The sequence below is a fragment of the Rhodococcus sp. EPR-134 genome, from assembly GCF_001647205.1.
GTDB classification, from domain to species: Bacteria; Actinomycetota; Actinomycetes; order Mycobacteriales; family Mycobacteriaceae; genus Rhodococcus_F; species Rhodococcus_F qingshengii.
Window position 1 is genome coordinate 1 of record NZ_LVCT01000342.1, and the last position, 9780, is coordinate 9780.

A 9780-nucleotide genomic window follows, 5' to 3' on the forward strand; every position below is an offset into this window, starting at 1 on the left:
ACTTAAAATCACGCTGATTTGAAGGCATGCCCGCAGCGCAACGGCCCCTTGTCCGAAAACTGTCAACAGTTCTACACGGAGAAATGGCTACCCTTAGGTTTACGCTGCACGCATGTTTTCTTCCGTCGCAGCGAAGATCCGCCTGGTGGTGGTACTGCTCCTCACTGCCCTCCTGGCGCTGACTCTGTCATCGTGCTCGAGTGGCTCGGATTCGTCGGCAGCCCCCACAGACCTGTGTGCACCTCCAGGAGTGGGAGCTGCAACCGCGGCGCCCACCAATCTGGATGCGGCAGCGGGTGCGGGCGCCGAAGACCGCTACACCACGGCCACCGTCACCCCGGTCGATCAGATCGACACCTCGAAGCTGAATCTGATCAAACCCGGGGTCATCACGGTCGGCACGCTCGGTGACGCGCCCCCGAGCATCTGCGTCAACTCCGAGAATCAGTACACCGGATACGACAACGAGCTGCTGAAGGCCGTCGCGGACAAGCTGGGCCTGAAGGTCGAGTTCGTCGGCACCGAGTTCGCCGGGCTTCTCGCCCAGGTTGCCGGTCGACGCTTCGACGTCGGCTCGTCGTCCATCACCACCACGGACGACCGTCGCAACACCGTCGGCTTCACCAACGGTTACGACTTCGGATACTTCTCCCTCGTCGTGCCTAACGGCAGCCCGATCACCGGCTTCGGAGACCTGGATGCCTCCAAGCGCATCGGCGTCGTGCAGGGAACCGTGCAGGACGACTACGTCGTGAACACGCTCAAGCTCGATCCCGTGAAGTTTCCCGACTACGCCACGGCGTACGCGAACCTCAAGTCCGGACAGATCGACGCCTGGGTAGCTCCGTCTCAGCAGGCCGAAGGTGCAATCGCTCCCGGTGACCCGACCTCGATCATCCAGAACACCTTCTCGGTCAACAACTTCGTCGGCTGGGCGGTGAACAAGGAAAACCAGCCGCTGATCGACGCCCTCAACTCCGGCCTCGACGCAGTCATCGACGACGGAACCTGGTCTCAGCTGTACGCCGACTGGGTACCGCGCCAACTCCCTGAAGGCTGGAAGCCCGGATCCAAGGCCGCGGCCACTCCGGAACTGCCCGACTTCGCAGCCATTGCCGCGGAAAACGCAGCAAACGGCGACGGTGGCGATACCGCGTCGTACCAACCGAAGTCGACGCTCGAACAGCTCAAGGACACGTTCTTCGACTGGGATCTGTACAAGAAGGCATTCCCCGATCTCCTCAAGACCGGTCTTCCCAACACCCTGATCCTTGCGCTCGCGTCCGGCATCATCGGCACGATCCTCGGCATGCTGCTCGCTGTCGCCGGTATCTCGCGCACCCGTTGGCTGCGCTGGCCGGCCCGCGTCTACACCGACATCTTCCGTGGCCTGCCCGCAGTCGTCATCATCTTGATCATCGGGCTCGGCGTCGGACCGATCGTCAAGGGAATCACCGGTAGCAATCCGTACTGGCTCGGTGTCGCGGCGCTGTCCCTGCTCGCGTCGGCATACATCGGTGAGATCTTCAGATCCGGAATCCAGAGCGTCGAGTCCGGGCAGCTCGAGGCTTCACGTGCCCTCGGTTTCAGCTACCGAAAGTCCATGTCGCTGGTCGTCATCCCGCAGGGTGTACGACGCGTTCTGCCGGCGTTGATGAACCAGTTCATCTCGCTGATCAAGGACTCGTCGCTGATCTACTTCCTCGGTCTGCTCGTCACCCAGCGGGAACTCTTTGCCGTCGGACGTGATCTCAACGCCCAGACCGGCAGCCTGTCCCCGCTCGTTGCGGCAGGCTTGTTCTACCTTGCTCTGACCATCCCGCTGACGCACCTCGTCAACTACATCGACAACCGACTCCGGACCGGACGCGCCGACACTTCAGGCACGTTGGATCCGCTCGAGCAGGCCATCGTCGTGGAAAGGGGCTGAGGACATGACTACCAGCTCTGAACTGAAGTCCGTATCGCTCACCGGCAAGGACCTGCATCTGTCCTTCGGCACCAACAAGGTGCTTCGCGGCGTCAACCTGCACGTCGACGCCGGAAACACCGTCACCGTCATCGGGCCCTCCGGTTCGGGCAAGTCGACGCTCCTGCGCGTGCTGAACCGTCTGCACGAGCCCGAGCAGGGTGACGTGCTGCTCGACGGGAAGTCCGTCCTGAAGGACAACCCCGACGAGCTACGCCAGCGGATCGGCATGGTGTTCCAGCACTTCAACCTGTTCCCACACAAGACCGTCGCCGAGAACATCGCACTTGGGCCGAACAAGCTCAAGGGTTTGTCGAAGGAGCAAGCTCGGGCGCTCGCGCTCGAGCAGCTGGATCTGGTGGGGCTCAGGGAGAAGGCCGACTCGCGGCCCGGCAACCTTTCGGGTGGTCAGCAGCAGCGCGTCGCCATTGCCCGCGCCCTGGCGATGAAGCCCGAGGTCATGTTCTTCGACGAGGCGACGTCAGCTCTCGACCCCGAACTGGTCAAGGGTGTTCTGGCATTGATGGCCGATCTCGCGAAGTCCGGCATGACCATGGTCGTCGTGACGCACGAAATGGGTTTCGCGCGTTCCGTTTCCGACAAGGTGCTGTTCATGGATCGCGGTGCCGTTGTCGAAACCGGTACTCCGGAACAGCTTTTCGACGATCCCGAAACAGATCGACTGCAAGCGTTCCTCTCACAGGTTCTCTGACTCAGGGGCGCTTGCAGGAGATCGACGGGCGTTGATCCTGGACGCCTGAAGCATCAGATGGTCGCGTTCGGCGAGGTTGGATGCCTTGTGCGCTGCATCGGCATACAACCTCGCCGCCGACTCCAGGTCTCCGTCGCGTTCACGCAGATAGGCCTCGACTGCGGCATGGCGTGGAAGTGAATCGCCCAGCGCTGCAAGAGCTGCCAATCCGGCGCGTGGTCCGTCTGCCTCGCCGACGGCCACCGCTCGGTTGAGCCGGACGATCGGGCTGTCGGTCAAGGCTGCGAGTTCGTCGTACCACTCCACGATCTGCACCCAGTCGGTCTCGTCTGCTGTGAGAGCGTCGGCATGGAGTGCAGCAATGGCGGCCTGGGCCTGGAACTCACCGAGCCGGTCGCGGGCGAGAGCTGACTGGAGGATTGCGACTCCTTCGGCAATCGAATCGGTGTCCCACCGGCTGCGATCCTGCTCGGCTAGCGGAACCAGACTGCCGTCCGCGGCAGTTCGCGCGGCTCGACGAGCGTGATGGAGCAGCATCAGTGCGAGCAACCCTGCGACTTCGGGGTGATCGATCGCGGCCGCCAACTGCCGGGTGAGCCGGATGGCCTCGGCAGCCAGGTCGACGTCGCCGGAGTACCCCTCGTTGAAGACCAGATAGAGGACACGCAGGACGGTGGCGACATCGCCGGGTTGCTCGAACCGGACGCCGGAGACCGTGCGCTTGGCTCGGCTGATGCGCTGAGCCATAGTCGCTTCGGGCACCAGGTAGGCCTGCGCAATCTGGCGGGTGGTCAGCCCGCCGACAGCGCGCAGCGTGAGTGCGACGGCGGACGACGGCGTCAACGACGGGTGCGCGCACAGAAAGTAGAGCTGGAGTGTGTCGTCCACGCCCGGCACCGACCCGCTGACCGGCCGCTCGCCTGGCTGCTCGTCAGCCAGAAACTCCCGCTTACGGCGAGCCGCATCCGACCGGATCCCGTCGAGGAACCGCCGCCAGGCCACTGTGACCAGCCAGCCCTTCGGGTCCCGTGGCGGGTTGTCCGGCCAGACCCTGACCGCCTCGAGCAGAGCGTCCTGCACGGCGTCCTCGGCCGACGCGAAATCTGCTCCGCGGCGGACGAGGATGCCGAGCACGCTCGGAGTCAGACTCCGAAGCAGGGCGTCGTCCATGAGAGTTGTCAGTCCGTGATGGTCGGCGGCTCGGTCAGGAACGGGCGCAGTTCGAGCCATTCGTGAATCGGCTTCCCGCCTGCGCCGGGCGCGGCCGAAAGTTCCCCGGCCAATTCGACGGCACGGTCGTAGCCGTCGACGTCGATCACCATCCAGCCGGCAATGAGGTCCTTGGTTTCCGCGAACGGGCCATCGGTGACCGGGGGGCGACCCTCACCGTCGTACCGGACAAAGGTGCCCTCAGGAGCGAGAGCCTGACCGTCGACGAACTCGCCCGCCTTCTCGAGCCGATCCGCGAAGTCCTGCATGTACTTCACGTGAGCCGTGATCTCGTCCGGTGTCCACTGGTCCATCGGCACGTCGTTGACTGCAGCCGGAGCGCCGCGGTAGTGCTTGAGCAGCAAGTACTTGGCCATCGTGAATCTCCTCTGTGTCGGTGCCACCCATTCTGGTCGCACTTCACTACAGGGACGAAGCAAGTCGGGGATTCTCGACATTGCGGGGCCTTCGGCCCTGTGCGCCTTTTTGGTAGTGCCCGCAACCAGAAAGGCGCACGGGGCCGAAGGCCCTAAATCCACCCCTGCCGGCGGGCGATCACCGCTGCTTCGTGCCGGTTGGCAGCACCGAGTTTGGTGACAGCTGACGACAGATAGTTCCGGGTGGTTCCTGCCGAGAGGTGTGCCCGGGAAGCGATCTGCTCGATGGATGCTCCGTCGGCCGCGTATTCGAGTACGTCCGCCTCGCGCGGAGTAAGCGGTGAGTCGCCGGCGCCGATTGCCTCGGCAGCCAACGACGGATCGACGTACCGCCCGCCCGCGTGGACGCTGCGGACCACCTCGGCGAGCGTCGCCGCAGGCGTCGTCTTCGGCAGAAATCCTCGGACGCCTGCTGACAGTGCCTTCTTCAGATACCCGGGACGCCCGTGGCTCGTCACGATGATCGAGACGCACCCCGAGACCGTCTGCGCAATCTGTTGCGCCGTCTCGATGCCGTCGATACCTGCCATTTGAAGGTCGAGCACGGCTACGTCAGGTTGATGTTTTGCAGCAGCGACCACGGCATCCTCGCCGGATTCGGCTTCCGCGACGACAACGATGTCGTCCTCGAGCGACAACATCATGGCCAGAGCCGAGCGGATCAGGTTCTCGTCGTCGGCCAGCAGTACCTTGATCGGCTCGGTCACCGAGACTCCTTCGTTCGGGACGGAAAGTGGGCGGTGAGGGTGAAGCGATCTTCGTCCTGCACGGTTTCGACAATTCCTCCGACGGCGCCGACGCGCTCGCGCAATCCGTTCAGGCCGGTTCCGTTGTTCGGCTCTGCGATCCGTGCGCCGTCGTTGGCGATCACGACGCCGTCCGCGAACACTTCGATGCTGCAATTCTCGGCACTGGAGTGCCGGAGAATGTTGGTGACGCCTTCACGGACGACCCAGGCGGCAGCTTCGGCCAGTTCCACCGGCAGCTGATCTGCCGATCCACGTATCGCAGTGGAGATTCCGGCGGCCTCGAGCAGAGACTGCGCACCGGCCAGCTCGGACGCCAAGGCGATGGACCGGTATCCCCGAACCAACTCGCGCGCTTCGTCGAGTGAATCTTGCGCAAGTTCGCGTACTTCGTCCATCTGCGCGGCGGCACGATCGTCGCCGCGTCGTGAAAGAGTAGCTGCAAGTTCACTTTTCACCGCAATTGCAGACAGTGCCCGCCCGACGACGTCATGGAGATCGCGTGAAAATCGCAACCGTTCCTCGGCGACGGACAGAGCGGCAGCGGCTCCGCGTGCCTCATCCAATTCGGTGACCATCCGCAGCAGCCACACCGACATGTAGACGGTCAGCCCCATGAAGGCGGCGACGATTCCGACGGACACGCCGCTTTCCGGACCCGCAAGCAGTCCCAGTACAACCCCGGCGGCCACCGAGCCCACGATCAGCCAGCGCAACGACGTCAACCCCGCAAGGGGCACGACAAGGATTGCCGCCAGCCAGAAGTACGGGCCGTTCTCGCCATTGCTTCCCAAGGCAATTCCCGCCGAGCAGAACGCCGACAACGTCATCACGGCAAGAGGAATCTGGACGGGCTTGGCCACGACTCCGCCCAGATCAGGCATCCGAGACACGGCGATGACGCACGCAACGGCACTGATTCCGAGGAAGACACCCGACAGGTACCGATCCGCAACTATCTCGGTGACCGCACCGAAGCCACCGAAAACCACTGCGACCATGATGAACGATTGCCGCGTGTAGAGGCGAACCTTGTCGACGTTCGACGCGGTTCGCCACGTCCGTCTCGGATTCCAGCGTCCGAAGTTCTGCGCGATCATGCCCACTACCTTCTCAGAGTTCTACGAACGCGGTTCCCAGCGGAAGTGGACGTTCGCGATCAGAACCGAACCGACGATCCACGCCAGCATGACCAACAGCGGTTGCGCAGCCGAACCGAAGGTGTCGACAAATCCCGCTGCCGCACCGGGCGCATCGCCCAGATCAGCCAGTTCGCCAGTGGTCCGCCCCAGCCATCCGAGATTGAGAAGGTCCACTACTGCGGCCAGCGGAGTGAAATCGAGAATGCGAGCAACGTTGTCCGGCACGACATTCCTGATCGAGGACATACCTGCCGTCGCCAGAATCAGAATCGGCATGCAGGTGATCTGCGCCGCCTCTGCATTTCGCGTGACAGCCGAAGTGATCAACGCCAGCGCCGTGAAGAGCGCGGCGCCGCCGATCACCGCGACCAGCACCAGGACCGGATTGACCGGAGCACTACCGCCCAGAACCATCACGGCGATTCCGATCACCACCGTCAACAGGCCGGTGAGAACCCACGACGGCACTGCCGGGCCCGCGAGGATCTCGGCGTCGCTGCATTCCCCTGTCCGTAGTCGCTTGAGAACCAACTCGTCACGACGCGTCGCGTACACCGACAGGAGGTTGTAGAAGACCACGAACACGAGCAGGAAGAGTGCAAACACCTCGAGGCCTGCCGACACCGACTTGTCGGACAACCCGCCATCGCGCGACAGGTACAGCATCCCCACGGGAAAGATCAACGGGAGGACGATTGCGTTGAAGAGCAACAGTCGATTTCGTCCCAGGAGCGTGAACTCCGAACGAGACAGGGTTGCTATGCGGTTCATGCCGACGCTCCTTCGAGAGTTGCGTGATGATCGAATTGGTCTGCAATGGAGAGGAATACGGTCTCCAGGGATGCCGCGCGGGCATCCAGGCCGGTCAGCAGGATGTTGTTGTGCTGTGCCCACAGCAGCAGTTCCGTCAGCGTCTCCTGCACTGTGCGAGTGGTGATCACCACCAGATCGTTTTCGACGCGTACCTCGGCGCCGGCCAGGGCCGGGAGCGGAAGACCGGGACGGTGCAGTTTGATCTGGGCAGGATGATCCGCGACGACGTCCGCCACGGTTCCGCTGCGCACCACCGATCCTCGGTGCATGATCGCCAACTGGTCGCACAGGGACTCGGCTTCGTCCAGGTAATGCGTCGTCAACATGATGGTGACGCCCGACGCTTTCAAGTCAGCAATCAATTGCCAAGTGTTACGCCGACTTTCGGGGTCCAATCCAGTAGTCGGTTCGTCGAGGAACAGTACGAGTGGCCGGCCGATGATCGCGCACGCCAGATCCAGTCGCCGGGCCTCACCTCCCGAGAGGAACTTCACGCGGGTATCACCACGGTCACGCATGTCCACGCGCTCGAGCACCTCGTCCACGGGCAGCGGATTCGAGCAGGTTCCGGCCCACATCGCCAAACTCTCACGAGCAGTCAGGTCTTGGGGCAAGCCACCCTTCTGGAGCATGATGCCAAGCGACGGGCGAATCTGCTTGCGGTTGCGCACCGGATCCATGCCCAGAACGCGCACCGTTCCGGCACTGGCTCGCGAAAGGCCCTGAATCACTTCGAGAGTGGATGTCTTGCCGGCACCGTTTGTTCCGAGGAGGCCGAACAGCTCGCCTTCCTGAACACTCAGATCCAGATTGCGAACAGCATCGAACGCCTCCTTGCCGGAGCCGTAACGCCGCGACATTCCGACTACGTCGATCACGGGATCGCCCTTCATCGCTGCGCCTCCGCTCGGTTCCAGCCGCGCAGTCCGATCGCGAATCGAATACCCGCATAGACAGCGAGAGCGGCAACAAGGATCCAGAACACCGGATTGGAGCCGATGATCGCGAACACCACTCCGACGATCGCGATGTTCACCACGATCACTACAAGTTCGCGGCCCATCGTGGGTGCGGGTCCGATGTCCATCAGGTCCGTCAGGAGGCTTCCCTCATGTGGTTCTCTCATGCATCCAAGCTTCGCGGGAAGTCAGAGCCGAAAACAGTGCACAGCATCATCACCTGCGGTGACACCGTCACGGATCGGCGATGACAAATGTCATGCGACGTCCCCGCGGGGACGCGTCGTAAACCGCGGGTAAGGGTCACCTCGTTGTTTTGCCGTTCATTTTTACGTTCCTTTACCCTTGCTTCGAGCTTCTACGGTTCCCGAAGTCCGTACATCGAATCTCGGGAGTTCACGGTGGCTATCAAGCCTTTGGCCTTGTTCGTCAAACACGACGGCGTGTCTGCACGCGCGTCGATCACCTGCCAGTACAAGTGCGGAAACGCGTGCTCTCACGAGGTCCCCAACACCTCGGGCGGCGAGTACTTCCGCGACATCGCACGCACAGCGCTGAGTCGTCGCGGCTTGCTCCGGGGCAGCGGCATGGCAGTGCTCGCGGTGGGAGCGGGCAGCGCCCTCGTTGCCTGTTCGGACGAATCCGCAAGTGCCGAACCGGGAACCGGATCGACGAGCGGCAGCAGCAGCGGATCGACACCAGCGGGGACGAACTTCGGCGCCGTCGCGCCCAACAAGGAAGACAAGGTCACCGTCCCTGACGGATACGATCAAGCCGTCGTGATTCGCTGGGGTGACGCCGTTCTCGCCGGCGCCCCGGCTTTCGACTTCGACAAGCAGACTGCGGCAGCGCAGGAACTGCAGTTCGGATTCAACAACGACTTCGCCGGATTGCTCCCGGTCGACGGGCAGCCCAACACCTACCTACTCGTGGTCAATCACGAATACTCCACCGAGCCGGCGATGTTCCGCGGCTACGATGCGGAGAACCCGACCGAGGAGCAGTTCAAGATCGGCCTCGCCAGCCACGGACTGTCGGTCGTGCAGGTCAAGGGCGAATCCGACAACGGCAAGCTGGTACCGGAGATCGGATCGAACAACCGCCGCATCACCGGAACCACGGAATTTGTCGTGACCGGCCCCGCTGCAGGTAGCGACTTCCTCAAGACGAGTGCCGATCCCACGGGAACCAAAGTGCTCGGCACCCTCAACAATTGCGCCGGCGGCGTCACCCCCTGGGGCACAGTGCTTTCCGGCGAAGAGAACTTCAACCAGTACTTCGCGAACGCCGAGGGTGTCACCGATCCCACGGTCGCAGCGCGACTGAAGCGCTACGGTCTTGCCGGCGCCGCTTCCGAGCGCAAGTGGGAACGCTTCGACAAGCGGTTCGATCTGGTCGCAGAACCCAACGAGGTCAACCGATTCGGATACGTCGTCGAGATCGATCCCTGGGATCCGTCGTCGACTCCGATCAAGCACACAGCGCTCGGACGTTTCAAGCACGAAGCCGCCACCATTTACATCACGTCGGACGGCACCGTCGTCGCCTACAGCGGCGACGACGAGCGCTTCGACTACATGTACAAGTTCGTCTCCAGCCGAAAGATGCAGGACGGCAAGAGTCAAGCAGCCATGCGCCACAACATGACTCTGCTCGACGCCGGAACACTGTACGTCGCAAAGCTCAGCGGAAACTCCGCCGGCGAGATCGACGGCAGCGGCAAACTTCCGTCGGACGGCAAGTTCGACGGAACCGGCGAGTGGGTAGCCATCCTGCGCACCGGCGAAGACGGC

10 protein-coding genes are annotated in these 9780 nt (G+C 63.0%); 3 read left to right on the forward strand and 7 right to left on the reverse strand.

Annotation, left to right across the window (positions count from 1 at the left end):
• The first annotated feature begins 112 nt into the window (after positions 1-112).
• Positions 113-1930 (forward strand): ABC transporter substrate-binding protein/permease, encoded by a 1818-nt coding sequence (locus A2J01_RS15380; protein ID WP_064113041.1) that lies wholly within the window; start codon positions 113-115, stop codon positions 1928-1930.
• A gap of 4 nt (positions 1931-1934) precedes the next feature.
• Positions 1935-2681, forward strand: coding sequence for an amino acid ABC transporter ATP-binding protein (locus A2J01_RS15385; protein ID WP_003946070.1), 747 nt, complete (start codon positions 1935-1937; stop codon positions 2679-2681).
• Here A2J01_RS15385 and A2J01_RS15390 read toward each other — a convergent pair.
• From A2J01_RS15390 to A2J01_RS15420, 7 genes are all read right to left on the reverse strand, one after another.
• Positions 2667-3851: an RNA polymerase sigma factor gene (locus A2J01_RS15390; RefSeq protein ID WP_064113042.1), complete on the reverse strand. Its 1185-nt coding sequence runs from the start codon at positions 3849-3851 to the stop codon at positions 2667-2669. The genes A2J01_RS15385 and A2J01_RS15390 overlap by 15 nt on opposite strands.
• A gap of 8 nt (positions 3852-3859) precedes the next feature.
• Positions 3860-4267, reverse strand: a complete 408-nt coding sequence (locus tag A2J01_RS15395) for a YciI family protein (protein WP_064113043.1) — start codon at positions 4265-4267, stop codon at positions 3860-3862.
• A 152-nt stretch (positions 4268-4419) separates the two neighbouring features.
• On the reverse strand, positions 4420-5034 hold the full coding sequence (locus tag A2J01_RS15400) for a response regulator transcription factor (RefSeq protein WP_003946002.1): 615 nt from the start codon (positions 5032-5034) through the stop codon (positions 4420-4422).
• Entirely contained in the window at positions 5031-6173 is a 1143-nt protein-coding gene (locus A2J01_RS15405) for a sensor histidine kinase (RefSeq protein WP_007735262.1), read from the reverse strand. The genes A2J01_RS15400 and A2J01_RS15405 overlap by 4 nt, the downstream gene beginning before the upstream one ends.
• Before the next feature lie 21 nt (positions 6174-6194).
• Positions 6195-6986: an ABC transporter permease gene (locus A2J01_RS15410; RefSeq protein ID WP_003946064.1), complete on the reverse strand. Its 792-nt coding sequence runs from the start codon at positions 6984-6986 to the stop codon at positions 6195-6197.
• Complete coding sequence (locus A2J01_RS15415; protein WP_003945975.1) at positions 6983-7921, reverse strand: ABC transporter ATP-binding protein; 939 nt, start codon at positions 7919-7921, stop codon at positions 6983-6985. The genes A2J01_RS15410 and A2J01_RS15415 overlap by 4 nt, the downstream gene beginning before the upstream one ends.
• Positions 7918-8154 carry a hypothetical protein gene (locus A2J01_RS15420; RefSeq protein ID WP_223304396.1) on the reverse strand — a complete coding sequence of 79 codons (237 nt, stop codon included), beginning with the start codon at positions 8152-8154 and terminating at the stop codon, positions 7918-7920. Before A2J01_RS15420 ends, A2J01_RS15415 begins: the two co-directional genes overlap by 4 nt.
• A gap of 234 nt (positions 8155-8388) precedes the next feature.
• On the opposite strand from A2J01_RS15420, the gene A2J01_RS15425 reads away from it, so the two are divergent.
• Positions 8389-9780 (forward strand): PhoX family protein (locus tag A2J01_RS15425; RefSeq protein WP_064113044.1); only part of this gene is annotated, 1392 nt, incomplete at its 3' end.